Source organism: Pseudomonas sp. PDM21 (genome assembly GCF_014852505.2).
Lineage (GTDB): Bacteria > Pseudomonadota > Gammaproteobacteria > Pseudomonadales > Pseudomonadaceae > Pseudomonas.
Map to the genome: position 1 here is coordinate 5,258,231 of NZ_CM181223.1, position 24,384 is coordinate 5,282,614.

Below are 24,384 nucleotides of genomic sequence, written 5' to 3' on the forward strand. Positions count from 1 at the left end.
GCCCGCTCCTGCGGGCACAATGGCGCCGGGAAATCGCTAGGGAAGCGCATGAGTCTGCAACTGATCTGGGTCCTCGCCCTGCTCGCCACCGCCGTCGGGCTGTTCGTCATCAACCGTCCGCGCATGGACGTGGTCGCCCTGCTGGTGATGGTCGCCCTGCCGCTGTCGGGCATCCTCAGCGTGCAGGAATCACTGGCCGGCTTCGCCGATCCCAACGTCATCCTGATCGCCGCGCTGTTCGTCATCGGCGAAGGCCTGGTGCGCACCGGCGTGGCCTACCGCATCGGCGAATGGCTGACCCGCCGCGCCGGCGCCAGCGAGACGCGCCTGCTGGTGCTGCTGATGCTCGCCGTGGCTGGGCTCGGCTCGGTGATGAGTTCCACCGGCGTGGTCGCCATCTTCATTCCCGTGGTGCTGAGCATCGCCGCGCGCCTGCACGTGTCGCCGCGCCGGCTGATGATGCCGCTGAGCTTCGCCGGGCTGATCAGCGGCATGCTCACCCTGGTCGCCACCGCGCCCAACGTGGTGATCCACAGCGAGCTGGTGCGCGAAGGTTCGAAGGGTTTCGGCTTCTTCAGCTTCACGCCGTTCGGCCTGGTGGTGCTGGTGCTCGGCGTCGGCTATATGCTGGTGGCGCGGCGCTGGCTGGGCGATGACGGCTACGACGACGGGCAGCGCGTCAAGCGCCGAACCCTGGGCGACCTGATCCGCGACTACCAGCTCGCCGGCCGCGAGCGCCGCCTGCGCATCCGCCCCGATTCGCAATTGGTGGGCAAGAGCCTGGGCGACATCGAGTTGCGCGCCCGTGCCGGCACCAACGTGGTGGCCATCGAGCGCATGGTGCACTTCCGCCTGAAGATACTGAGCCCCGGCGCCAATATCGTGCTGCACGCCGGCGACGTGCTGCTGGTGGATATCTACGGCGAGCGCAGCGACCTGCTGGGCATGTACCACGAGTTCGGCCTCGAGCCATTGAGCCTGCAGGGTGACTACTTCACCGAACGCGCCCACGAAGTGGGCATGGCCGAGGTGACGATGCCGCCGGAGTCCGTCCTGCTTGGCAAGAGCGTACTGGACCTGGAGTTCCGCAGCCAGTTCGGCCTCAACGTGGTCGGCCTGCGGCGCAACCGCGAAGCCCTGGTGGAAGGCCTGCTGGACGCCAAGCTGAAGGTTGGCGACACCCTGCTGGTGATCGGCGGCTGGAAGGAAATCCGCCAGCTGCAGGCGCGCGCCCGCGACTTCCTGGTGCTCAGCCTGCCCGCCGAGGTGGACGAAGCCGCCCCTGCCGCCAGTCAGGCGCCCCACGCACTGTTCAGCCTGGCGGTAATGGTGGTCCTGATGGTCAGCGGGCTGGTGCCCAACGTCATGGCCGCACTGATCGCCTGCCTGCTGATGGGTTCGTTCCGCTGCATCGACATGGACAGCGCCTACCGCGCCATCCACTGGCAGAGCCTGCTGCTGATCGTCGGCATGCTGCCCTTCGCCCTGGCGCTGCAGAAGACCGGCGGCATCACCCTGGCGGTCAACGGCCTGGTCGGTGCACTCGGCGGCGCCGGCCCCTACGCCATACTCGCCAGCCTGTTCGTGCTGACCGCGGTGATCGGCCTGTTCATCTCCAACACCGCCACCGCCGTGCTCATGGCGCCGGTCGCCATCGCCACGGCCAAGGCCCTGGGCGCCTCCCCGGAAGCCTTCGCGATGATCGTCGCGCTGGCCGCGTCGGCCGCCTTCATGACGCCGATTTCCTCACCGGTGAACACCCTGGTGCTGGGGCCGGGGCGCTATCGTTTCGCCGATTTCGTCAAGGTTGGCGTACCCTTCACGATTCTGGTGATGATCGTCAGCGTTGTGCTGGTACCCTGGCTGCTGCCGCTGTAGCCGCCCATTACAAGATCGCCAAGGAATCGTCTCGATGGAAGTGAGCAAGACCAAAAGCAGTTTCTACCGCCGCCTCTACGTCGCCTGGCTGATCGACAGCGGCACTGCGACCAGCGTCCCCGCGCTGATGGAAGCCACCGGCATGCCCCGGCGCACCGCCCAGGACACCCTGGCCGCGCTGGCCGACCTGGACATCGACTGCGCCTTCGAGCAGCACGACGGCGAACGCAACAACGCCGGCCACTACCGCATCCGCGACTGGGGCGCCATCGATCCGCGCTGGATCGCCGCGCACCTGCCAAAGATCAAGGACATCCTGCAGTACCCCTGAGCCCGCCCGCATGCTTGCCGTCCCACCCGCCCTCTGGCGCTTGCGCCGACTGATCCTGCTGCTCGCCTTCGCCGTGGTGCTGGTGCTGCTCTACCGCGCCAGCGGGCTGCACGAGGAGTTCAGCCTCGACTACCTGCGCAACGAGCTGACCGACAACCGCCTGCGCGGCCTGCTGCTGTTCGTCGGCCTGTTCGCCCTGGGCAACCTGCTGCACATCCCCGGCCTGCTGTTCCTCGCCGCCGCCGTGCTGGCCATGGGCAAGCTGTGGGGCGGGCTGATCACCTATTGCGCGGCGGTATTCTCCTGCGGCTTCACCTTCCTGATCGTGCGCGCCGTCGGCGGCAATGGCCTGCGCCTGCTGAACAACAAGCTGACCCGCGCAGTGTTCAGCCACCTTGACCAGCGCCCGGCGAGCAGCGTGTTCCTGCTGCGCCACGCCTTCATCACCTCGCCGACGCTGAACTACAGCCTCGCGCTTTCGGGCATCGGTTTCTGGCCCTACATGCTCGGCACCCTGCTCGGCCTGCCGATTCCGCTGCTGCTCTGCTGCCTGCTGTTCGACCGCCTGGGCAACGTGCTGCTCGGCTGAAGCGCGCAACTGTGGGAAAATCGCCCACCGCCTCCCAGCCCCGCGCGCCCTCATGTCGAAAGCACCCAGACCGCCCAAACGCCCCGCCGCCCCGGCAAAGCCTGCCCAACCGCTGCGCGACCCTGCCGCCAAGCGGCCGAACCTGCTGCACCCGCGCAACCGCCACCAGGGGCACTACGACTTCCCCGCGCTGATCGAGGGCTGCCCGGAGCTGGGTCGCTTCGTCATCACCAATCCCTACGGCAAGCCGAGCATCGATTTCGCCAGCCCGGAGGCGGTGCGGGTGTTCAACCGCGCGCTGCTGAAAGCGCAGTACGGCATCGGCCAGTGGGACATCCCCGCCGGCTTCCTCTGCCCGCCGATCCCCGGCCGGGCGGACTACGTGCACTACCTCGCCGACCTGCTCGCCGAGGAAAACGGCGGCAGCGTGCCGCGCGGGCCGGACGTGCGCATGCTGGATATCGGCGTCGGCGCCAACTGCATCTACCCGTTGATCGGCCACCGCGACTACGGCTGGCGCTTCCTCGGCTCGGACATCGAACCCGCTGCCCTGGCCTCCGCCCACGCCATCGTCAACGGCAATCCGGGCCTGAGCGATGCCATCGAACTGCGCCAGCAGCACGATCCGAAACACATCTTCCGCGGCCTGCTCAGTACCGACGAGCGCTTCGACGCGACCCTGTGCAACCCGCCCTTCCACTCCTCGCCCGAGGAAGCCAGCAGTGGCAGCCGGCGCAAATGGAAGAACCTCGGCAAGCTCGACCCGTCGCGCCAGCTGCCCAAGCTGAACTTCGGCGGGCAGAGCAACGAGCTGTGGTGCGAAGGCGGCGAGATCGCCTTCCTGCGCAAGCTGGCGATGGAAAGCGCCGAGGTCGGCCAGCAGGTCCGCTGGTTCAGCTCGCTGGTGTCCAAGGCCGGCAACCTGGACGACTTCCGCCGCGCGCTGAAAAAGGCCGGCGCCATTTCCATCCGCACCGTGGACATGGCCCAGGGGCAGAAGCAGAGCCGCTTCGTCGCCTGGACCTTCTTCGAGCCGGAACACCGCCGCTACTGAATCAAGCCGCCACACACCGCGCACAACGGCTCGGCGGATAACCGCAAGCTGTTGTTCGACCTACGCTTCGGCGGCGAGCACCGGCGCGCGTTCCCGACCCAGCAGCAGGAATACCAGCCCAGCGACCACAAAGGTCACCCCCGCCAGCAGCTCCAGCACCCGGCTGAACACCGCCACGTAGTCGCTGCGCAGTTGCTCGGGCGCCAGCTGCGGCAGTTGCTCGACCACCACCGCCAGGTTGCCGATGGCCAGCTGGTTCGCACTCATCAGGCGCTCCGCCGCGGCCAGGCCCAGCGGCTGCAGTTGCGCCGCGAGCAGGGTCGCCAGCAAGGCGCCGACCACGGCGATGGCCACCGCATCGGCGGACACCCGCACCGTGTTGAAGATGCCCGTCGCCATACCGGCGCGTTCGCGCTCGACCACGCTTACCGCCAGGCCGTCCATCAACCCCCACGGCAGACCGATACCGATGCCGATCACCAGCAGCGGAATATCCGGCGCGACACCTTCCGCCAGGTTGCGCGCCAGCCAGAGCAAGCCACCCGCGACGATCAGCAGGCCAATGGCAGACAGGCTGCCAGCACTGAAGTGCTTCGCCAGCAGTGACGCCAGGAAAGGCACCACCAGCAGCGGCGCCGACAGCGCCAGCATGGTCCAGCCCGCCTGCAGCGCGCCCTGCCCCTCGATGCCGATGAAGCGCCCCGGCAACAGCACGATCAGCACCACATAGGCGAACGCCGGCGACGCGCCCAGCAACTGCACGCCGACGAAGCGCCACTGACGGAACAGCGACAGGTCCAGCAACGGCCGCTCCACTCGGCGCTCGACGGCAATGAACACAACCAGCAACACGCCGCTCAGCACCAGCGTCGCGATTACCGGGACGCTTGCCCAGCCCTGCTCGGGCGCCAGCAGCAGGCCGTAGGTGAACAGGCTGAGAGCGGCGGTGAAGCTCAGCGCGCCGGGCCAGTCCAGGCCGCACGCCTGCGGGTCACGGGTTTCGCGGCAGAAGCGCACCACCACCGGCACCGAGGCCAGCGCGCACACCGCCGGCACCAGGAACACCCAACGCCAACCCGGCCCGTCGGTGAGCCAGCCGGCGAGCAGCGGGCCGAACGCCAGGCCGACGCCGAAAGTAGTGCCCAGCAGGCTGAACACCCGTGTGCGGATCGGCCCGTCGAATTCCTGCGCCAGCGCCGCCATGGCAGCAGCGAAGGCGGCCGAACCGCCCGCGCCCTGGACCAGGCGCAACACATCGATGGCCGCCACCGAGCCGGCCAGCGGGATCGCCAGGGTGGTCACGCAGAACAGCGCCAGGCCGACCAGCCAGACGCGTTTGCGCCCGTAGACATCCGCCAGGCTGCCCGCCGCCATCATTGCCGCGCCGTAGGCCAGCACGTAACCGTTGACGATCCAGTTCAGCGCCACAGCCGACCCGCCCAGCTCATGGGCAATGGCCGGCAGCACCACGGCCGGGCCGGTGAAGCACAGGGGAATCAGCACCGCCGTCAGGCTGGCAGCGAGCAATAGCAGCCAGCGTGAGGCCTCGGATCGGTTCTCAGGGGTGCCGTGGGAAGACTTCATGGTGGGTCCGCAAGGAGTCGAGGAAGATCTGCCCAAAGCTAATCAACCCGGCATTACGGAAAAACAGGCTAGGATTCCGAACAAAACGGACGCTTGAGTCCGCAATCGCCCCCCCATCGCGCGGCACAATGGCTGCCCGCTCGCACGGACACCTTTCCATGGACAGCCTCAACGGCCTGCGCGTCTTCCTCCAGGTCGCCGACTCCCTGAGCTTCGCCCAGGCCGCGCGCCTGCTCGGCCTTTCCGCCTCGGCGGTGGGCAAGAGCATCGCGCGCCTCGAAGAGCGCCTGGGCGTGCGCCTGTTCCACCGCAGCACGCGCAGCCTGAGCCTGTCCAACGAAGGCCAGCTGTTCCTCGAACGCTGCCGACGCATCCTCGACGAGCTGGAAGCAGCGGAGCAGGAACTGGCGCTGTCGACCCAGCAGGCTCGCGGCCGGCTGAAGATCAGCATGCCGCTGGTGGCCGGGCTGCTGCCGCAGGTGCTGCCGGAGTTCCTCCGCTGCTATCCGCGCATCCAGCTGGACATCGACTTCACCGACCGCCTGGTGGACGTCATCGAAGAGGGCTTCGACCTCGTGGTGCGCGGTGGCGATCTGCGCGACTCACGGCTGAAGGCGCGCAAGCTGGGCGACTTCAGCCTGCTGCTGGTGGCCTCGCCCGGCTACCTGAGGCAGTACGGCACGCCGCGGCGGCCGGCGGACCTCAACCAGCACCTGTGCCTGCACTACCGCTACCCGAGCAGCGGGCTGGTGCAGCGCTGGCCGCTCAAGCTGGCACCCGGCGAAACGGAGCCACGCCTGGACGGCGGGCTGATCTGCAACACCGCCGACATGCTGATCAACGTCGCCAGCCAGGGCATGGGCATCGCCTGCCTGCCGGATTTCGCAGTGCGCAGCGCACTCAACGACGGCCGGCTGGTGCAGGTGCTGAGCGAACACACCACGCACCGGGGCAGCTTCCACGCGCTGTGGCCGGCGGGCCGGCGCATGCCGCTGAAGCTGCGGGTGTTCCTCGACTTCCTCGGCGACCGCCTGTTCGTCACCCGTTGAGGGGCACTCACGGGCGGTTCAGCGGATGAACTGCTTGCTGATCTCGCGGAAGACTTCCGTCCCGGCGCGCTCCATCCACTCGAAGGCGACCATCTCCCGCGAGACGATCACCGCGCCGGCCTGGCGCATCCGCTCCAGCGCCAGCTCCTTGTCCTGCGGGCAGCGCGAGCCGACGGCCTCCGCCACCACGAACACCTCGCGGTCCTCCGCCAACAGGCCCAATACCGTCTGCAGCACGCACACATGGGCCTCGGTGCCGCACACCACGAACTGCCGGCGATCACCGCCGGGCAACTGTGACAGGCCGGGATCGGTGACGGCCGAGAAGGCAATCTTCTCCAGCACCTCGCCTTCGGCCAGCTCGTCGCGCAGCGCCGGTAACGTCGGGCCGAGGCCCTTGGGGTACTGCTCGCTGGCCAGCACCGGCACACCCAGCCGCCGCGCGATCGCCAGCAGCCAGGCGCTGTGCTCCAGCACTGCCTCGTTGTCGTGAATGGCCGGGAACAGGCGTTCCTGGATGTCGATGATCAGCAGGGTCGAGGCCTGGGCGCGCAGCAGCATCGGGGTGTCCTCCTTGCGTTCGAGAGCGGGAATTCAAACCCGAGTTGTGGTCCCGCGGCGACGCACTGTCAACCGCCATCGCACCATCGGCCACTTGGCAGGCGCTGCTCCAGCACGCACCCTATGCGGCGCCAGAACAACACAACAACGAGCCTGGGAGAAAAGGGAACATGGGCAAGAACATCAGCATCGCCGCACGCGACGGCAGCGGCAGCTTCAGCGGTTATCTCGCGGTACCGGCCAGCGGGCACGGCCCCGGCGTGGTGATCGGCCAGGAGATCTTCGGCGTCAACGCCAACATGCGCAGCATCGCCGACAGCTATGCCGAGGAAGGCTATGTCGCCCTGGTGCCCGACCTGTTCTGGCGCCTGCAGCCGAACCTGGAACTGGGCTACAGCGAAGCCGAGTTCGGCCAGGCCATCGGCCTGTTCCAGCGCTTCGACGTGGACAAGGGCGTGGATGACATCGCCGCTGCCATGGACGCGCTACGTGCCCTTTCGGAGGTTGAGGAGCGCGGCATCGGCTACGTCGGTTTCTGCCTGGGCGGCAAGCTCGCCTACCTGACCGCCGCGCGTACCGACGCGGCCTGCTCGGTGGGCTACTACGGCATGGGCATCGAGCAGATGCTCGACGAGGCGCAGAACATCCGGGGCCGCCTGGTGCTGCACTTCGCCGAGCAGGACGTGTACTGCGACGCCAGCGCCCGCGACGCCATCGGCGAAGTCCTCGGCAAACTGCCGAAGGCGGAAATCTACAGCTACCCCGGCGTCGACCACGCCTTCGCCCGCCCCAACGGCATGCACTTCGACAAGCCCGCCGCGCTGATGGCCCACGAGCGCAGCATCGGCGCGCTGAAACGCGAGATCGGCCCGGACTTCGACCTGTCGCAGCTGTGGGAAGACCACATCCACCACGAGTTCGCTGCCCGCGACGTGCCCGCCACCATGGCGACCATGGTCGCCCAGCCCTACGTCAACCACATCCCGACCATGACCGGCGGCGTCGGCCAGGATGAACTGGCGCGCTTCTACCGCAACCACTTCGTCCACGGCAACCCGCCGGACATGAAGCTGGTGCCGATCTCCCGCACCGTCGGCGCGCTGCAGGTGGTGGACGAATTCGTCATGTGCTTCACCCACACCAGCGAGATCGACTGGATGCTTCCCGGCGTGCCGCCCACCGGCAAGTACGTGGAGATCCCCATGCTCGGCGTGATCCGCTTCCGTGGCGACAAGCTGTGCCACGAGCACATCTACTGGGACCAGGCCAGCGTGCTGGTGCAAATCGGCCTGCTCGACCCCGCCGGGCTGCCGGTGGCCGGCGTGGAGACAGCGAAGAAGCTGCTCGATGAGAGCCTGGAGTCGAACACCCTGATGACCAAGTGGAAGGACAGCGAAGGCCGCTGATCCTCCTCGAAGAACCCAAGGAGCACCCGATGTACCCCATAGGGAAATGGACCTGCGCCGCGCTGCTGGCCCTTGCCGCCAGCGCCGGCGCAGCGGAGCGCACCGCGCAGCCCTGCGACGCAGCCACCCTGCAGACGCTGGCGGGGCTGCTCGGCCAGCAGGGCTGGCAGGCACCGGAGTCAGGAGCGGCAACACCCGTGGTAGCCGCTGCGTGTAAGCCCTGGCCGGACGACCCGAAGCTGAAGGTGGTTGCGGTCGCCTACAGCGCGGCGGGCGAAAAGGCCGAACCGGGCGAGCGCAACCTGAACCTGCTGGTCGGCCAGCTCGACACACAAAGCGGCAAGCTGGTGACGCGCAGCGACGACAGCATCGGCGAGGACGCCCTGGTGGAGATCGACAGCTCCAGCCTGTGGCTCGACACCGCACGCTATCGCCTGGCGCCGGAGGTGCGCGGCTTCGGCCTGATCATCGGCAGCGTGGCGCGCGGCGCAAGCTGCCCGGACGCCTGGTCCTATGACGACTTCAGCCTCTACGCGCCGCAGGGCGACCAGCTCAGGGAAGTGTTCCGCACCTACCTGCGGCAGTGGACGACGCTCGAGGGTGTGGTCTGCGGGGGCGCCGACAAGCTGGTCATCGAGCGCTCGCAACTCACCCTGGCCATGGGCAAGGACAGTCATCACGGCTATGCCGACCTGATCGTGACTTCGAAGGTGCAGCGCGAGCACGAAGGCGACAACGTCGGCGCGCCCAAGACCGTGCGCAAGACCGTCAGCTACGACGGCACGCGCTATCCGTTCGAGGAGTTCTCCACCTTCTGGCAGAGCCAGCCCGCGGCGGCGCAGTAACGAAAAAGGCCCCTCGCGGGGCCTTTTTCTATTGCCGGCACCAGGATCAGTGACCGGTGTTGTCACCCCGGCGACTGGTCTCGAAGAGGAACCAGGTGCGCTGCTCGGTCTCGTCGATCCAGTTCTCGATCAGGCTGGCGGTGGCGATGTCGTGGTACTCGTCGCACAGGTCATGGACCTCGCGCATGTAGGAGGTCAGCGATTTGTTGTCCTCCTGCAGCTCGGCCAGCATGTCCAGCGGCTGGACGAACTCGGCATCGTTGTCGAGGATGCGCTTCAGTCGCGAGATATGGCCGATGGAACGGATGGTATTGCCGCCGATCTTGCGGTTGCGCTCGGCGATGGCGTCGGTCATCGCGAAGATTTCGGTGGCGTGGTCATCCAGCAGCAGGTGGTAGTCGCGGAAGTGCGGACCGCTCACGTGCCAGTGGAAGTTCTTGGTCTTCAGGTACAGCGCGAAGACATCCGCCAGCAGGCGGTTCAGCGCCGCGGACAGATCGCGGGTGGCGTTCTTGCTCAGGTCCGACGGCGTGGCCAGCGCAGGGGCGCGGCGCGGCGCGGCCTTGGCGGCAGCCGGTTTGGCAGCGGCTGGCTTGGCAGCAGCGGCCTTGGTAGCGGGCTTGGCCGCGGCAGTCTTGGCGGCAGCGGGTTTGCTGGCAGCAGGCTTGGCGGCCGGCTTGGCAGCGGCAGGTTTTGCGGCAGGTTTGCTGGCCGCTTTCGCAGCCGGCTTCGCGGCGGGTTTGGCCGCTGCGGGTTTCTTCGGAGCCGATGCGGATTGCTTCATCACAAATCACCTCTACGAAAGATCACGATACCTGTGGATGCCGACCCGGGCGGGAACGGCTGACTTACGCGGTCTTGAGCCTATCTCGCCTGACGTCGATTGCAAGTTGACCGCAGTGCCGCGCACGCGTTCCGACTGATGTGAATCAATCGTTGAGGGGTTTGCGGAAGTACACGACCCGCTCGGTTTCGACGAAGCCCAGCGCACGATGCAAGGCATGGCTGACGCTGTTGTCCAGCGCCGCATCGGAGGCGAAATCCACGCAGCCGCGCGCAAGACCCCAGGCCTGCACCGCACGCACCAGCGCCCGCGCCACGCCTTGCCGGCGTGCGTCCTCACGCACGTAGATGCCTTCGAGAAACAGCACGGGCGATCCTTCCGTGCCATTCACGTAGTCGCTGCGCACCGAGGCTTCCGCCAACCCGAGCGCCCTGCCCTGTTCATCGCGAGCCAACCACGCGCCGAAGCGATGCGGCTGCGCAAGTATGTCGCGCGCTTCCTCGAAGAATGCTTCCGCGTGGTCGCCCGGCCAGAGTTGCAGGCGCAGGTCGATCCAGTCGGCCAGATCGTTCTCTTCGCAGTGGCGCACGGGCATGTCCATCAGGCTTACTCCGGCTCGAATCGTTCCGGGTTGAAGCGGAAGCGTGCGTCGAGCTGGCTGTAGCCCATGCCGACGCCCTTGTGCACTTTGAGCTGCACCGGGATACGCTCCTTCAGCGCCTCGACGTGGCTGATCACGCCGATGGTCTTGCCCGTGGCGTTGAGGCTGTCGAGGGCGTCCAGCGCAACCTCCAGCGTCTCGCCATCGAGGGTACCGAAGCCTTCGTCGAGGAACAGCGAATCGATGCTGGTCTTGTGGCTGACCAGGTCGGACAGCGCCAGCGCCAAAGCCAGGCTGACCAGGAAGCTCTCGCCGCCCGACAGCGTCTTGCAGTCACGCGCGGTGTCGCCCTGCCAGGTGTCCACCACTTCCAGTTCCAGCTCGCCGTCGCTGCGTCGGGCCAGCTGGTAGCGACCGTGCAGGCGCTGCAGCTGGCGGTTGGCGAGGTGCACCAGGTGGTCGAGGGTCAGGCCCTGGGCGAAGCGTCGGTAGCGCGCGCCGTCGGAGGCGCCGATCAGGCTGTTGAGGCGCTGCCAGAGATCGTGTTCTTCCTCTTGCCGGGCGATTTCCGCAAACAGGCTCTGCTGGCTGGCGCGACGGCTGTCGTCGCCTTGCAGCTGGGCACGAATCTCGCCCTGGCGCTGGCCGAGTTCGCGCAGCTGCGTGGCGAGTGCCTGCAACTGCTGGTCGAGTTCTTCCAGCGCGTGTTCGCCATGGGGCTCGGCCTGCAGGCGCTCGACGTCCTGATTCGCGGCCGTGCGCAGGGTAACGGCTTCGGTGATGGCCGTTTCCAGACGCTGGCGCAGTTCACTGAGTTCGCTGCGCCGCACATCATCCAGCAGCGCGGCGAGGTAGGTCGCCTCATCGGCGAACGGGCTCACCGCCAGCGCCTGCTGCCAACTCGCCAGGCGCTCGGCAAGGCGCGCCTGCTCCTGCTCCAGCCGTTCCGCCAGCGACTGCTCGCGCCCTTGCAAGGCATCGGCCTGACGCTGGGCGGCAGCAAGCTGCTCCTCGGCCTGTACCAATGCCTGTTGCGGAGTTGCGTGAATCGCCAGCGGCTGGCGCGCATCGAAGCCAGCCGTCTGCCAACGCTGCTGCCATTGCGCGGCAATCTGTTGCGCCGCGCGGGCAGCCTGTTCGGCGTCGCGCTCGGCCGCAGCCAGTTCCTGGCCACGCTGCTGGTCCTGCTGCCATTGCTGCCATTGCGCGGTGCGCTCGGCAAGCCATTGCTCTCCGTCGTCCGGCACGCTGTAGCCCAGTTCGCCCAGCGTGGTGGCCAGTGTCTGGTCCTGCTGTTGCAGGTCAGTACGCTGAACCGCGAGTTGCTGCGCGCGCTCTTCCTGGCGCTGGTGTTCGTGGGTCTGTTGCTGCTCGAAGAGCGCCAGCTGCTGTGCGGCTTCGGCGTGATCGCGCTCGGCGCGCTGGCGTTGCTGCTGCGCCTGCTGGAGCTGAACCCGAAGCGCTTCCAGCGCCTTCAGTTGCTGCTGCAAGGCATCCAGCGACGACTCATGGCGCTCGCGCTCGGCGCTGAGCTGCTGATCGTCCTTCAGCACAATGCCCTGCGCTGCACACTGTTGCTGCCAAGCCTGCTGGTGCTGTGCCAGCGCGGCCTGGGCTTCGTCCAGCTGACGCTGACCCTGCTGCAGTTGCGCATCCAGTTCTGCCAGCTCGCCACGCAGGGCGATGCCCTGGCTTTCCAGCTCGGCCAAATGCTGGCGCGCCTGCTCCAGCGCCTGCTGAGTAGTGGACACATCCAGCGCCTGGTAGGCCGCCACCGCCGGGTGCTCCGGCGAGCCGCACAGCGGGCAGGCCTCGCCGGGCTGCAACTGCGCGCGCAGATGCTCCAGCTGGTGGATGCGCTGCTCCTGCTGCAGGAGTTTTTCCTTGTCGGCGACCCGCTGCTTGGTCACCTGATAACGCTCGCGCAGCGCGACGATGGCCGTGTCGCGCTCGGTTTTTTTCTGGCGCAGCGCATCCCGTTCGGGCTGCCAGCGTGACAGCTGCGCAGTCGCTTGAGCGCGGGCCTGAGCCAGTTGCTCCAGACGGTCCAGCCCCCGGCTTTGCAGTTGCGCCTGTTGCAGACGTTCACGCAGGCCCGTTTCAGTTGCGCCGCCCAGCAAGGCATCGAGCTGCTGCTCGTGCTGACGCTCCTGCGCACCGGCCGCGTCGAATTGCTGCTGCATGAAGGCGACGGTGCCCTGCAGCGTCTGGCGCTGCGCGGTCGCGTTCTGCAATGCCTGGTCGGCTGCCTGCGCCTGCCGCTGCAGATCGGCAATGGTCTGGGCCAGACGCGAGCGCTGGGCGAATAGCGCGCGCCAGCCGCCGAGCAGTTCTCCCAGTTTCGCGCGCTGCGGATGCTGCGCCAGACGCGCCTGCAGCTCCTGGTGTTGTTCGCTGACAGCCTTGCGCTCGCCCTCGCGCGCAGCCAGCATCTGCTGCGCGTATTGGCTGGCCGCCCACAGCGCCTGGGCGACCGCTTCGCGGTTGGACGCCTGCTGCGTGCGGTTGTCCTCCAGCGCCGCGCGGCCCTGTTCAACGCTCTCGTGGGTGCTGCGCCAGGCGTGGTGCAACGGTTGCAGTCGTGCGGCGGGCTCGCTGTCCGCCAGACGTTGCAGATCGGGTTGCGCCTGCTCCAGCGCCTGGCGCGCGCCTGCCTCTTTCGCACCGGCCTGCTCGACCTGCTGCTGCGCGCGGGTCAGGTCTTCGCGCCAGCGGCGTTGTGCCTGGAGTGCTGCGTGCTGTGCTTGCCAGGCGGTTTCCTGCACGGCGGCGTCGCGGCCCTGCTGTTCCAGTTCGCCGCGTTGTTCGGCGCTGAGCAGCTCGAAGCCTTCGGCGCGGGCGCGCAACTGGTCCAGCGCGCCGCGTACTTCACGAGTGCGCTCGAATACACGCTGGGAAATCAGCCCGTAGATTTCGGTACCGGTGAGCTCCTCCAGCAGCTCCGCGCGCTGGTTGGCGTTGGCTTCGAGGAAGGCGGCGAAACCGCCCTGGGCCAGCAGCATGGATTTGGTGAAGCGCTCGAAGTCGAGGCCGGTGAGCGTCTCGGTCTGCTTCAGCTTGTCGTTGATCTTGTCGGTGAGAATCTGCCCTTCACCGGTGGCGCGGTCGATACGCACCAGTTCGACCTTCGGCGCCTGCAATGCGCCCTCGGCCTTGTCGCGGGCGCGGCGCTGGCTCCAGAAGGCGCGGTAAGGCTGGCCCTTCACCTCGAATTCCACTTCGGCAAGGCAGTCGGCGGTGTGCCGGGTCATCAGTTCGTTGCCGCTCTGCGACAGCACGCTCATGCGCGGCGTGCGGTGGTACAGGGCGAGGCAGATGGCATCGAGCAGCGTGGTCTTGCCCGCCCCGGTCGGCCCGGTGATGGCGAACAGGCCGTTGCCGGCGAAGGGCTCGGCGGTGAAGTCGATCTTCCATTCACCCTTGAGCGAGTTGAGGTTCTTCAGGCGCAGGCTGAGGATTCTCACGGGTGCTCCTCCTGCAGATCGGCCACGACCTGTCGGTAGAGCCCGGTGAGTCGCTCGCGCAGCGGCGCCTCCAGGTCCTCGGCGTCCAGGCGCTGGCGAAACACGTCTTCAGGGCTGAGTTCGTCGAGGGTTTCCCTGGCTTCGCTGAACAGCGCCGCCTGCGTGGTGCCGCGCTCGCGACGGGTGCGCAGGACGATCACCGGCAGCGCCTCGCAGAGCTTCTCGACGCGCAGCTGGATGTCGGTCAGGTAGTCGTCGGTGTGCACCATGACTTCCAGCCAGACCGGCTGCTCCGCGCTGCCTTCGCGGGCGACGCGGGCCAGTTCGGCGGGCAGCTCGGCGAGGCTGCCGGACACCGACTTCAGCGGCTGGAAGCGCGGCACCGGCAGTGCGGTGACGCTGCGCAGGCCACCGTCATCCAGGTCCACCAGCAGCACTTCCTTGCCCTGGGTCGCCTCGTCGAAGCTCAGCGCGATGGGCGAGCCGCAGTAGCGGATGTGCTCCAGGCCGCCGACCTTCTGCGGCCGATGGATATGGCCGAGGGCGATGTAGTCCGCCGCCGGGAAGGCGCTGGTGGGGAAGGCTTCCAGGGTGCCGACGTAGATTTCCCGCACCGACTCGCTGGCGCTGGCGCCGACGGTAGTGAGATGGCCGGTGGCGATGATCGGCAGGTGTCGGCCGAGGGCTGCACGTTGTGCCTCGGCGCGCTCGAACAGCTCGCGGTAGTGTGTCTGGATCGCCTGCTGCAGGGCCAGCTGCTTGTCCTGCGCGCTCTGCCCGGCCTGGCTGGTGAGCACATCGCGCGGACGAATGAAGGGGATCGCGCAGAGGATGGCGCCGGGCTGGCCGTCACGTTGCGGCAGCACCAGCAACTGGCGGTCGAGGTCGGTGCCGACGGCGGCGATCACCTGGGTATCCAGGCAGGCCAGCAGGTCGCGGGACTCCTCCAGCATCGCCACCGAGTCGTGGTTGCCGCCCAGCACCACCAGGCGCGCGCCGGTGCTGCGCAGCTCGACGATGAAGCGGTTGTACTGCTCGCGGGCGTAGCTGGGCGGCGCGCCGGTATCGAACACGTCGCCGGCGATGATCACCGCGTCCACGGCCTGCTCGCGCACCTGTTCGACCAGCCAAGCGCAGAACGCCTGGTGCTCGGCCTCGCGGCTCTTGCCCATGAAATGCTGGCCCAGGTGCCAGTCGGAGGTGTGGAGAATGCGCATGCCGTGAAGTCCGCAGCCGTGTTTCGAGGCTTGCGATGATAGCGGTTTGCGCCTTGCCGATGGCGGATTCGCCGGCCGCCGTCGCGCAGGCTGGCTATCTTTTCAGGACAGCACGTCGTCACAAGGACTCCCCATGCAACGCCTTCTGAACATGCTCAAGGACCTCGCCATCCTGGTCCGCGCCAACCTCTGGCTGGTGCCGGTGCTGGCCGCGCTGGTCGCCGCGGTCTTCTACTTCGTCGCGCCGCCGCCGCCGATGAGCGCCACCTTGGCCACCGGCGCGCCGGGTGGCGGCTATGCGGTGTTCGGCCAACGGCTGAAGGAGGAACTGGCCAAGCAGGGCTTCGACCTGCAGCTGGTACGCACCGCAGGTTCCCGCGACAACCTCGGCAAGCTGCTGGACGGCAAGAGCGGCGTGGACCTGGCGCTGGTGCAGAGCGGCCAGGAGCAACAGCTCGAACCCAAGCAACGCGCGCACCTGCAGACACTGGGCGCCGTGTTCCAGGAGCCGCTGTGGCTGTTTCAGCGCCGCGAAGCGAAGATCGACCGACTGGCCGACCTGCTCGCCCTGCGCGTCGCCATCGGTGGTTCCGGCAGCGGCACCGAGGCGGTGACCGAGGCCATCCTCAAGGCCAACGAGATTCCCACCGATCCCCTGCCCGCCGGCTGGCAAGCGCACGGCGGCAACGCGGTGGCCAACCAGTTGCTGGCCGGCGAACTGGACGCCGCCTTCTTCGTCGGCCCGGCGGAGAACCCGCTGATCCAGCGCCTGGCGGCGAGCCCCGAGCTCAAGCTCACCGGATTTCGCCGCGCCCATGCCTACGAGGCGCGGATTCCCTTCCTCAAGCGCGTGGAGGTCAGCGAGGGCCTGCTGAACCTGGCGCAGAACGTGCCGGACGAGGACCTTGCGACCCTCTCGCCGGTCGCCACCCTGGTGGTCAACGGCGACTTCCATCCGGCGCTCACCCCGCTGATCCTCGAAGCCGCGCGTGCGGTGATGAAGAGCGGCACCCTGCTCGACGCAGCCGGCGCCTTCCCCAGCGCCGAGCCGCGCACACTGGCCCTGCAGGAAGACGCCGAGCGCTACTACAAGAGCGGCCCGCCGCTGCTGCAGCGCTTCCTGCCGTTCCGCATCGCCTCGCTGGCGGACCGCTACATCATCCTGCTGATCCCCTTCATCGCCATCCTCATCCCGCTGCTCAAGTCCATTGGCCCGCTGTATCGCTGGCGCATCCGTGCGCGCATCTACCGCTGGTACCGCTACCTGCGCGAGATCGACCGGCGCCTGGACGAGCGCACCGGCAGCGCCGAGCTGAGCACCGAGATTGAACGCCTGGAGCAGCTGGAGGCCGAACTGGCCAAGGTCGAGGTGCCGCTCTCCTACTACAACGAGCTATACGAACTGCACCTGCACCTGAACTACGTGATCCGCCGACTGCGCCAGCTGCGCCGCAACCGCCGCGAGCGCGACGAGGGGCTGGTGCCGGCGGCGGACTGATCGGCGTCGCGCATCCCGGCGCCGGGTCGGGTAAACTCTGGCGTTTTCCAATCCGCCCGCCCCGCCGCCGCTTCGATGCCTGCGGCGCCGCCGGCACTGAACTTCCGGGTCCGCCATGCCGATTCGTCACGCCATCGTCCACCTGATCGACAAGAAGCCCGACGGCAATCCCGCGACGCTGCACGCGCGCGACGCCGAGCTGGGCGACTCCCAGGCCATCGAGAACCTGATGGCCGACCTCAACGAGAGCTACAACGCCAAGCCGAACAAGGCCTGGGGCCTGTTCCAGAGCGAGTCAGGCGCCTACCCGTTCAGCGGCTGGCTGAGCGAGTACCTGGACAACGGCAAGGACTTCGTCGCGTTCTCCAAGCAGGCGGTGGAGCACCTGAAGACGCTGATGGAAGAATCCAACCTCTCCACCGGCGGCCACGTGCTGTTCTGCCATTACCAGCAGGGCATGACCGATTACCTGTCCATCGCCCTGCTGCACCACAGCGAAGGTGTGGCGGTGACCGACGCGCTGGAAGTGACCCCGTCGCGCCACCTGGACCTGGGCCAGCTGCACATGGCCGCTCGGATCAATATCTCGGAGTGGCAGAACAACAAGACGTCCAAGCAGTACATCTCGTTCATCAAGGGCAAGGGCGGCAAGAAGGTCTCCGACTACTTCCGCGACTTCATCGGCTGCACCGAGGGCGTCGACGGCCCGAGCGAAACCCGCACCCTGCTCAAGGCCTTCAGCGACTTCGTGGAGAGCGAAGACCTGCCCGAAGAACAGGCCCGCGAGAAGACCGACGTGCTGGTGGACTACGCCACCAGCCAGGCCAAGATCGGCGAGCCGATGGCCCTGGACGCGCTCTCCGAGCTGATGGACGACCAGGCGCCGCGCGCCTTCTACGACTACATCCGCAACAAGGACTACGGCCTGTCGCCGGAGATCCCGGCGGACAAGCGCACCCTCAACCAGTTCCGCCGTTTCACCGGCCGCGCCGAGGGGCTGTCGATCAGTTTCGAGGCGCACCTGCTGGGCAGCAAGGTGGAGTACGACGAGGCCCGCGACATGCTGATCATCCGCGGCCTGCCGACTCAGTTGCAGGACCAGCTCAAGCGCCGCAAGGACTAAATGCCTGCTACCACGGGAATGCCCCTGGAGAAATGGGCATCCCCAGTATGGGTCTCACCCGATACAGGTACAAAATCCCGGCATTACCAGTCGTATTGGGTGACGCCTGCCGTACAATGTCCAACATCACCGACGCTCTCCCAAGACGTTGTACGGCGCCTGTCAACGACATCTTCAGCGATACTGAACACCCGCAGGCAGTGCCCCCGACTGCTGCTTCAAATGTTCACGCCACTCATTCATGAGCTCCGGCGCGATTTTACCGGAAATATCAAACTCCTCCTTGCGATCAGATAAAAGACTATATGTAAAAGTATTACCAGACTGAGTATCGACCCAGAACTTATATTGCTCACGCGATTGAGTATCTATCAAACCCAGCAGTTTTGCCTGTTGAAAATCTATATATCGACGACTGTACGGTGTTTGCAGCGCAGCCCCCATCCAGACATCTGGAACCTTCATACCAAGAGCCTGAAGCACTGTTGGTGCAATATCAATCTGCGAGATTACCTCGGAAGATCGAAGCAAAACCGGATCAGCCTTGCCAAAGGCAATCACTATAAAAGGAACTCGTAGAGACTCTTCCCAAACACCTCGAACATGGCCATACAAACCACGCTCCCCCAAAGACTCACCGTGATCCCCGGTAACGACCACCAGAGCGTCCTCAAGATATCCAAGCGCCTTTAATCTTTCCAATAAACTCCCAATAACTGCGTCAGCCTGGAGTACACCTCTATCGTAATAATTATTTGCTGATTCAACTGTACTCGTCGACCAGTCTCGAATCACCCCATAAGGGCGCCCGGGACCAAACTCTGGTGTCTCATCTAAACGCAGCCCAAGAAAATGCGCTGACATCAGGTGAAACTGAAACATTGTGGGAGTACCATCCCACTTCGGCTGAGCATTCAAACGATCAAGCAGGATCCGATCATCATTTATATAGCGACCCTTCTGGCTGGCACCATCAAAATAGCTATCCACCCGGCCATACATATTCGCCAATCCGTAGAAATTTGTATGATCACCAGACAGGACGAGGTTGACCTTGTACCCGTACTTTCTTACAACATCATATATGGAGAACGGGTGCTCCGCCTGGTTAGCTACAGTTTGAGAGCTTGCCAACCCACGTAAGCCACAAAATGACTCATTGCAAACTGCTACCGCTGATGTCGCCACACTCATGGCGCCTTCAGATCTGATGCGCTCCAGGCCCGGGGATGTCTTTCGGTTATACCCGAACAAGGAAAGATGGTCCGCACGCAATGCATCAACGACTATGAAAATAATGTTGCTCTTGTGCACACCTGCGCTGGGAACGTATGAAGCTCGAGCAGCATCGTGCTTGCTCTGCAACTCTGCCATGCGTAAAAGTCCAACATGATGACTCTGAGCCACCAGGTCACCCTGATTAGGAAAAAGGGCAAGGCTCAGTGGTTCTCCTTGAGCCCCCCACTCCCTGTTCTCGAAGGAAAGTGCATAAACCGAGAACAGACACAAAAGGCTGGCAGCCACTACCCCACTAGTAATAGGTGACATACTCTCGCGAAATCTCAGAGCCCAATCATATTTTTTAAGATAAGAATATGCTGAACCCACAACGATCAAAGCAAACAAACCGGCGACACCGACCACCCAGTAAATACTTATATCCATCACCCTTAAAGTAGCTGCAGCCTGTGAAAAGTAGATGGAAACGAGTTGCAACGAAGCTGGCCTTCCCCATAGCTTCACCCCGACGACAACGCCACTGTACAGAGCGACAAATCCGAAAAACACGCAACCGACTGCCAAAGATGACAACATTCGCCTCAGAGCCGTTTCAATTGGTAACAGGCTTATTAAAATGCGGACCCCCGCCAAGGCCATTGCAAACCAGGCGACCACGCGCACATGAATACCAAACACACTCAAAGGCGCATGTAGCCACTCAAAATACACCAAGAGAAAAAGCAGCGGAACCATCAGAAAAATAGCAGTCGAAATACCAAGCTGACGCACTATTTCCGGCCAACTTTTAGAAAAGGAAACGGACATTCTTGGCACACACCCCAACAAGGCAGGTTAAATCTCTCTACCAGGTCACCCCTGGAGATAATCGTTCATAAATCCGCCAAAATCTTTATTTGAGCCAATCCGGCCTCCTCCGCCCCTACTCCAACTCCGGCAAAGGCACAAAGGAGCCTTCCATTAAGTTAATACAAATCATTATACAATCATCCTAATCAACAACCCTTCCATTTCCGCCTTTGCCCGTAGCGACACGCACCCACTGCCCAAGGAACGCGCTCTTACTACAAGAATAGCAGCAGCCAGAAGCCCACTTACCCTGTTCGCAACCTTGAGATTTTCTTTATTCCTGATAAAAAAGCAAATCCTATTATTCGAGTTTTCGGCGGTGCTCTCGTTTCCCACACTCAACCAAAGCCACGGACGACCTCGGAAATTTTCCACCTTTTTATTTAGCTGGCTAAGCAATTAATCACGAGGCGTTCTTTTACCCATTGACCTGCTTGAGGCGGGCCGCTCCTTCACGATGAACTATCAATTTCATTGCTAGCAGCCAAAAGAGAGGAAGCGGCGGTTCGCCTCGGCGATCAAAGTGATCACCGGCAACCCTGTGCCGATTCATAAGCGCAGCATCAACGACAACAGGAATCGATTGCTACTAAGACCGGGAGTCTCTTCGTAGTAAATGAGCTGCTTCAGGGGTGGCTCAGATGTTTTATACACCTCAGCGCTCAATCAGACAGGCATATAATCAACGGCATACAGTAACCCCGTCGGTTCAACGCAGGTTGCCCCGCAACGGAATGCTAGAGTCAAAAGAACCGCCCCACTTCTTGGTGGCCGCTATGTCCGGCCCATTCCCAGCAAGAGCCGCAGAAACACTCCCCGGGATCCTCCGGACACACCTCTCGTATCTCGCACTTCTGTTGCTGCTGTGCTTCAACTTCGCTGGCGCTGGCCCCCCGTCCGCCGCACTTACACCGAACGTCGCGCGCTTCGTGCTGGCCAACGCCGAGTTCAGCGTGATGCACGAGATGGGGCATGTACTGATCGCCGAGTACGACCTGCCGGTGCTCGGGCGTGAGGAAGATGCGGCGGACCAGCTCGGCTTTATCCTGCTGTTCCACCTCTACGCCCGGTTGCCGCGCGACGAGGTGGACGCACGCCTGCTGGATATCGCCGACTACTGGCGGCTGGAATGGCAGACGCCCAAGCTGCCGCCGGACCAGGTGCTGGCCTGGGACAGCCACCCGCTGGACGAGCAGCGCTACTACAACATCGCCTGCCTGCTTTATGGCAGCGACATGGCGCGGCTGGACTGGCTGCCGCCGCTCACCGGCCTGCCTTACGAGCGGGCGGTTTACTGCGACCGGGAGTTCCGCCAGGCGAGCAAGGCGTTCGAATGGATCCGGCACACCCGGCGCACGTCCTCGATCCAGCACCACACGGCCTGGCGCCTGAGCTGGGACACGCCCTCGATGAACCTGGAGCAAGTCGGGCCGCTGATCGCCCTGCTGCGCGACGGCGATCACCTGCAGCTGATGGTCAACGAGGTCTTCCGCCTGTTTCACCCGCCGCGCCCGCTGAACCTGCGGCTGGTCAGCTGTGGCGCACCGGACGCGTGGTACAACAGCAACAGCGGGGAAATGGCGCTCTGTTACGAGCGCCTGCAGCACTTCCGCGAAATGGCCGAAAACCTGCCGCGTCTGCGTACGCCGGTGACGCGGCAGTGCCCCGGCCCGGCAGGACTCAGGCCGGGCGGATGCTGAAGCCGATACGCGGGAAGTGCACGTGGACGGTCCCGGCGCGCGGGTCTTCGCGGCGCAGGATCAGGCTTTCCAGCCCGGCGTGCAGCAGCTCGCCTTCCACCGGGTCGCAGCCGTAGTCGGTGGCGGCGATTACCACGCGCTGGCCGGCCTTGAAGCCGTTGGGATCGACGAAGGCCTCTTCCGGCAGTGCCGCCGGTTGGCTGTCTCGAGCCACGGCGATGGCTTCCTCGGCACTCATCTCGCTGGCGGCACCGTGGCCGAAGCCCAGGACGCGGCCGAGCCAGGCAGCGACCGACGGGTAATCGTCCACCAGCGGCGCGGTGACCGGCGTGCCTTTGAGGAACCACAGGCAGTGCGCCAGGGCGAAATCGGCGATGGAGGGTTCGCCGAACAGGAAGTCGCCCTCTTCTCGGGCCAGTTGCTCCTCGACGCGAGCCATGAAGGCCGGCCACTGGTGTTTGGCCTGCTCGGCCGGCAGCTTGCTGGCGGTGCCGCCGCTGAACAGCTGGCTGCGGTCGGCGACGAAGGCCTGGAGGAACTGCGGCGGCAGCTTGCCGAAGCGCATGGCGATGGATTCGGGCTGGAACACCAGGCTGACGGCATGCTGGAAGATTACCGAGTCGGCCCACAGGGCGAAGCTGGCCGAGGTGAATTCGTGGCCTTCGGGGAACAGTGCCGGCACGGCCTTTTCCTGCTCCAGACGGCGGGCGATCAGCGCGGTGTCGCAGTAGATGTCGGCGCCGACCTGCAGCACCGGAGTCTTGCGGTAACCACCGGTGAGGGCCATGAGGTCCGGCTTGGGCATCAGCGGCGGAATGGTCACCGAGCGCCAGGACAGCTGCTTGAAGCCCAGCATCAGACGCGCCTTTTCGGCGAAGGGCGAAGTCGGGTAGTGGTGCAGGATCAGCTCGGACATGGTGGGCTCCAGCGGCCGGAAGGTGGTCCGGCAGCTTAACCCTTACGTAGGACGAGTCCTACCTCATCCCTCGGATAGGACGACATCCACGGCGCTGATGGTGAAGGGATTGGCCAGCACCAGGCGCTCCTTGGCCTTCTTGGTCAGCGCCTTGATTGCGCGCTCGCGGCGCAGGGCGTCGCCCTTGCCGGGGCAGGCTTCCACATAGACCAGCGCCTGGGCCGGGCTGGAATGGAAGAAGCGCGCGCCCTTGCCGGTGCGATGGGTTTCGAAGCGCCGTTGCGCGTCGTCGCTGATGCCGCAGTACAGCGCGCCGTTCTCGGCGCGCACCAGGTAGACGAACCAGGGTTTGGGCTCGGCGGCGGTCACGACGCCCAGACTCGCGCCTGCATGCGGTCGCAATAGGCGACCAGACGCTCGTAGCTGCGCGCCATATCGTTGAGCGGGGTTTCCAGGGTGCTGAGGATCAGGTTGGCCAGCACGCCGTAGGTCGCCGCATCGGCGCTGCACGGCTGGGCGCCGCCGAAGTACGGCAGGTCGCCGAGCATGCCGTCCAGGGCTTCGAGATCGTCGCGGGCGAAACTCAGCAGCTCGTCGCGGCTGTGGCGCAGCAGGCCGCGGCCCTTGAGGTCGCCGCGAATCTTGCGCTGCAGCATCGCGCCTACCACCGGCCGCAGCGGCCCGGGCACGCCGCGGAACATCACGTCCTTCACCTGGCGGAAGCCCTGCTCGTCGAGCCAGCGGAAGTACACCAGCAGCGGCACCAGGTGCTCGTCGCACAGGCGGGTGATCGACACCGCCCAGCCACGGCCGCGGGCATCGAGGCCGGCGTCGAGGTCGAATTCGTAGTACTGCTGCAGCGTGCGCATGATGATCGCTGTATCGGCAACGGACTTGCCGTCCAGCGTAATGAACGGCAGCTTGCCCTTGGGGCCCTTGCGGGGGTCCATCACGTGCTTGATCTGATACTCCAGCCCGGCGAGGCGCAGGAAGGTCTCCAGCTTCAGGCAGAAGGGGCTGACGTTGGGTACGTTGAAGGCGGGCGGGAACTGGAAAAGTGTGATCATGGCGGCGTCCGGCTCTCAGTCGCCTGTCATTTAAGCCTATCCGGCCGCTACGGGCGAGCCCGAAAGCCCGCGATCAGGCCTTCGCCACCCGTTGTGCGCGGTACGCCGCGAGGCCTTTGGCGGCCTGGGCACGGATCGCACCCTGCACCGGCGGCGCCCAGCCCAACAGGGCGCCCTTGGCGCCGAGGGCCTGGCGCGACCATTTCCACAGGTCGAAGCTGTCCACGTGCTGACAGATCAATCCGTCGCGGAAGTGGAAATGTGCCCGGATGTGATTGATCACTTTCCGACCAGTCTGGGTGAAGGTGTACGACGCCACCCAGCGTGCCGAACCGCGCGTCTCATCGGCCTCGACGCCTTCGTAGGTCAGCGAGAAATCCTGGGCGCGGGCGGTGAGCATGCGCCACATGTCGCCCGCCTCGGCGCCGCGCAGGTCGGTGAAGACCGGGTCGCTGAACTGCACATCGGCGCTGTAGCAAGCGGCCATGGCCTCGCCATCGCGACGCTGGAAAGCCTGGTAGAAACGTTCGATCAGCTGGGCGTTGGGGTGGGCCATGGTGGAGCTCGTGTCAGGAGAGATGACGCAGTATCGGGGATGGATCGGCTGGACACGATTGGCAATATCGACA

The 24,384-nt window shown here is 65.3% G+C and carries 21 protein-coding genes; 10 read left to right on the forward strand and 11 right to left on the reverse strand.

From position 1 onward, the window contains the following. Positions 1-48: 48 nt before the first annotated feature. The 4 genes from IB275_RS24290 to rlmF are packed head-to-tail and all read left to right on the forward strand — an operon-like array spanning position 49 to position 3,852. Entirely contained in the window at positions 49-1,878 is a 1,830-nt protein-coding gene (locus IB275_RS24290; RefSeq protein WP_192291693.1) for an SLC13 family permease, read from the forward strand. Positions 1,879-1,912: 34 nt separating this feature from the next. Beyond that, positions 1,913-2,209, forward strand: coding sequence for a winged helix-turn-helix domain-containing protein (locus IB275_RS24295; RefSeq protein ID WP_024762881.1), 297 nt, complete (start codon positions 1,913-1,915; stop codon positions 2,207-2,209). 10 nt (positions 2,210-2,219) lie between these two features. Then, positions 2,220-2,798, forward strand: a complete 579-nt coding sequence (locus IB275_RS24300) for a VTT domain-containing protein (protein ID WP_138216173.1) — start codon at positions 2,220-2,222, stop codon at positions 2,796-2,798. A gap of 52 nt (positions 2,799-2,850) precedes the next feature. Then, positions 2,851-3,852, forward strand: coding sequence for a 23S rRNA (adenine(1618)-N(6))-methyltransferase RlmF (rlmF, locus tag IB275_RS24305; RefSeq protein WP_225601575.1), 1,002 nt, complete (start codon positions 2,851-2,853; stop codon positions 3,850-3,852). A 60-nt stretch (positions 3,853-3,912) separates the two neighbouring features. Here the strand turns inward: rlmF and IB275_RS24310 are convergent, their stop codons facing one another. Next, positions 3,913-5,436 (reverse strand): MFS transporter, encoded by a 1,524-nt coding sequence (locus tag IB275_RS24310; RefSeq protein ID WP_192291696.1) that lies wholly within the window; start codon positions 5,434-5,436, stop codon positions 3,913-3,915. Positions 5,437-5,594: 158 nt separating this feature from the next. Between IB275_RS24310 and IB275_RS24315 the strand changes: the two genes are divergently transcribed. After that, positions 5,595-6,485: a LysR family transcriptional regulator gene (locus IB275_RS24315; RefSeq protein ID WP_192291700.1), complete on the forward strand. Its 891-nt coding sequence runs from the start codon at positions 5,595-5,597 to the stop codon at positions 6,483-6,485. Between the two features lie 18 nt (positions 6,486-6,503). On the opposite strand, the gene IB275_RS24320 is transcribed toward IB275_RS24315, so the two are convergent. Further along, the gene (locus tag IB275_RS24320; RefSeq protein WP_192291707.1) at positions 6,504-7,046 is read right to left on the reverse strand and encodes a hydrolase; all 543 of its coding nucleotides are present in this window, start codon (positions 7,044-7,046) and stop codon (positions 6,504-6,506) included. Between the two features lie 170 nt (positions 7,047-7,216). On the opposite strand from IB275_RS24320, the gene IB275_RS24325 reads away from it, so the two are divergent. Next, positions 7,217-8,452: a dienelactone hydrolase family protein gene (locus IB275_RS24325; RefSeq protein ID WP_192291714.1), complete on the forward strand. Its 1,236-nt coding sequence runs from the start codon at positions 7,217-7,219 to the stop codon at positions 8,450-8,452. Positions 8,453-8,481: 29 nt separating this feature from the next. Beyond that, positions 8,482-9,297, forward strand: coding sequence for a PA3715 family protein (locus IB275_RS24330; RefSeq protein WP_192291722.1), 816 nt, complete (start codon positions 8,482-8,484; stop codon positions 9,295-9,297). A gap of 46 nt (positions 9,298-9,343) precedes the next feature. Here the strand turns inward: IB275_RS24330 and IB275_RS24335 are convergent, their stop codons facing one another. The 4 genes from IB275_RS24335 to sbcD form a co-directional block, all read right to left on the reverse strand. Then, a complete protein-coding gene (locus tag IB275_RS24335; RefSeq protein ID WP_192291724.1) occupies positions 9,344-10,081 on the reverse strand; it encodes a Dps family protein in 738 nt (245 codons plus the stop codon). Between the two features lie 145 nt (positions 10,082-10,226). Beyond that, the gene (aac(6'), locus tag IB275_RS24340; protein ID WP_405307223.1) at positions 10,227-10,676 is read right to left on the reverse strand and encodes an aminoglycoside 6'-N-acetyltransferase; all 450 of its coding nucleotides are present in this window, start codon (positions 10,674-10,676) and stop codon (positions 10,227-10,229) included. An 11-nt stretch (positions 10,677-10,687) separates the two neighbouring features. Beyond that, entirely contained in the window at positions 10,688-14,146 is a 3,459-nt protein-coding gene (locus tag IB275_RS24345; protein WP_192291730.1) for an AAA family ATPase, read from the reverse strand. Further along, positions 14,143-15,363: an exonuclease subunit SbcD gene (gene sbcD, locus IB275_RS24350; RefSeq protein ID WP_192291733.1), complete on the reverse strand. Its 1,221-nt coding sequence runs from the start codon at positions 15,361-15,363 to the stop codon at positions 14,143-14,145. The genes IB275_RS24345 and sbcD overlap by 4 nt, the downstream gene beginning before the upstream one ends. A gap of 133 nt (positions 15,364-15,496) precedes the next feature. Here sbcD and IB275_RS24355 point away from each other — a divergent pair, with 133 nt between their 5' ends. Next, the gene (locus IB275_RS24355) at positions 15,497-16,861 is read left to right on the forward strand and encodes a TAXI family TRAP transporter solute-binding subunit (protein WP_192291736.1); all 1,365 of its coding nucleotides are present in this window, start codon (positions 15,497-15,499) and stop codon (positions 16,859-16,861) included. A 115-nt stretch (positions 16,862-16,976) separates the two neighbouring features. Continuing rightward, positions 16,977-17,984, forward strand: a complete 1,008-nt coding sequence (gene yejK, locus IB275_RS24360) for a nucleoid-associated protein YejK (RefSeq protein ID WP_192291739.1) — start codon at positions 16,977-16,979, stop codon at positions 17,982-17,984. 174 nt (positions 17,985-18,158) lie between these two features. Here yejK and IB275_RS24365 read toward each other — a convergent pair whose 3' ends face one another. Continuing rightward, positions 18,159-20,030: a sulfatase-like hydrolase/transferase gene (locus IB275_RS24365; protein WP_192291742.1), complete on the reverse strand. Its 1,872-nt coding sequence runs from the start codon at positions 20,028-20,030 to the stop codon at positions 18,159-18,161. 971 nt (positions 20,031-21,001) lie between these two features. Between IB275_RS24365 and IB275_RS24370 the strand changes: the two genes are divergently transcribed. After that, positions 21,002-21,772 carry a DUF4344 domain-containing metallopeptidase gene (locus IB275_RS24370; protein WP_192291744.1) on the forward strand — a complete coding sequence of 257 codons (771 nt, stop codon included), beginning with the start codon at positions 21,002-21,004 and terminating at the stop codon, positions 21,770-21,772. Here IB275_RS24370 and IB275_RS24375 read toward each other — a convergent pair. The 4 genes from IB275_RS24375 to IB275_RS24390 all read right to left on the reverse strand — a co-directional run bounded on the left by IB275_RS24375 (position 21,753) and on the right by IB275_RS24390 (position 24,311). Beyond that, on the reverse strand, positions 21,753-22,688 hold the full coding sequence (locus IB275_RS24375; protein ID WP_192291747.1) for a glutathione S-transferase family protein: 936 nt from the start codon (positions 22,686-22,688) through the stop codon (positions 21,753-21,755). The two genes, IB275_RS24370 and IB275_RS24375, sit on opposite strands and share 20 nt — an antisense overlap. A gap of 63 nt (positions 22,689-22,751) precedes the next feature. After that, a complete protein-coding gene (locus IB275_RS24380; RefSeq protein ID WP_192291782.1) occupies positions 22,752-23,057 on the reverse strand; it encodes a GIY-YIG nuclease family protein in 306 nt (101 codons plus the stop codon). After that, positions 23,054-23,755 carry a glutathione S-transferase C-terminal domain-containing protein gene (locus IB275_RS24385; RefSeq protein ID WP_192291784.1) on the reverse strand — a complete coding sequence of 234 codons (702 nt, stop codon included), beginning with the start codon at positions 23,753-23,755 and terminating at the stop codon, positions 23,054-23,056. The genes IB275_RS24380 and IB275_RS24385 overlap by 4 nt, the downstream gene beginning before the upstream one ends. 73 nt (positions 23,756-23,828) lie before the next feature. Continuing rightward, positions 23,829-24,311, reverse strand: coding sequence for a nuclear transport factor 2 family protein (locus tag IB275_RS24390; protein WP_192291786.1), 483 nt, complete (start codon positions 24,309-24,311; stop codon positions 23,829-23,831). Positions 24,312-24,384 lie beyond the last annotated feature (73 nt).

Bases quoted from the DNA above. Each gene is read 5' to 3' on its own strand.
- IB275_RS24290 (WP_192291693.1), top strand. From the start codon at position 49: ATGAGTCTGCAACTGATCTGGGTCCTCGCCCTGCTCGCCACCGCCGTC.
- IB275_RS24295 (WP_024762881.1), top strand. From the start codon at position 1,913: ATGGAAGTGAGCAAGACCAAAAGCAGTTTCTACCGCCGCCTCTACGTC.
- IB275_RS24300 (WP_138216173.1), top strand. From the start codon at position 2,220: ATGCTTGCCGTCCCACCCGCCCTCTGGCGCTTGCGCCGACTGATCCTG.
- rlmF (WP_225601575.1), top strand. From the start codon at position 2,851: ATGTCGAAAGCACCCAGACCGCCCAAACGCCCCGCCGCCCCGGCAAAG.
- IB275_RS24310 (WP_192291696.1), bottom strand. From the start codon at position 5,436: ATGAAGTCTTCCCACGGCACCCCTGAGAACCGATCCGAGGCCTCACGC.
- IB275_RS24315 (WP_192291700.1), top strand. From the start codon at position 5,595: ATGGACAGCCTCAACGGCCTGCGCGTCTTCCTCCAGGTCGCCGACTCC.
- IB275_RS24320 (WP_192291707.1), bottom strand. From the start codon at position 7,046: ATGCTGCTGCGCGCCCAGGCCTCGACCCTGCTGATCATCGACATCCAG.
- IB275_RS24325 (WP_192291714.1), top strand. From the start codon at position 7,217: ATGGGCAAGAACATCAGCATCGCCGCACGCGACGGCAGCGGCAGCTTC.
- IB275_RS24330 (WP_192291722.1), top strand. From the start codon at position 8,482: ATGTACCCCATAGGGAAATGGACCTGCGCCGCGCTGCTGGCCCTTGCC.
- IB275_RS24335 (WP_192291724.1), bottom strand. From the start codon at position 10,081: ATGAAGCAATCCGCATCGGCTCCGAAGAAACCCGCAGCGGCCAAACCC.
- sbcD (WP_192291733.1), bottom strand. From the start codon at position 15,363: ATGCGCATTCTCCACACCTCCGACTGGCACCTGGGCCAGCATTTCATG.
- IB275_RS24355 (WP_192291736.1), top strand. From the start codon at position 15,497: ATGCAACGCCTTCTGAACATGCTCAAGGACCTCGCCATCCTGGTCCGC.
- yejK (WP_192291739.1), top strand. From the start codon at position 16,977: ATGCCGATTCGTCACGCCATCGTCCACCTGATCGACAAGAAGCCCGAC.
- IB275_RS24365 (WP_192291742.1), bottom strand. From the start codon at position 20,030: ATGTCCGTTTCCTTTTCTAAAAGTTGGCCGGAAATAGTGCGTCAGCTT.
- IB275_RS24375 (WP_192291747.1), bottom strand. From the start codon at position 22,688: ATGTCCGAGCTGATCCTGCACCACTACCCGACTTCGCCCTTCGCCGAA.
- IB275_RS24385 (WP_192291784.1), bottom strand. From the start codon at position 23,755: ATGATCACACTTTTCCAGTTCCCGCCCGCCTTCAACGTACCCAACGTC.
- IB275_RS24390 (WP_192291786.1), bottom strand. From the start codon at position 24,311: ATGGCCCACCCCAACGCCCAGCTGATCGAACGTTTCTACCAGGCTTTC.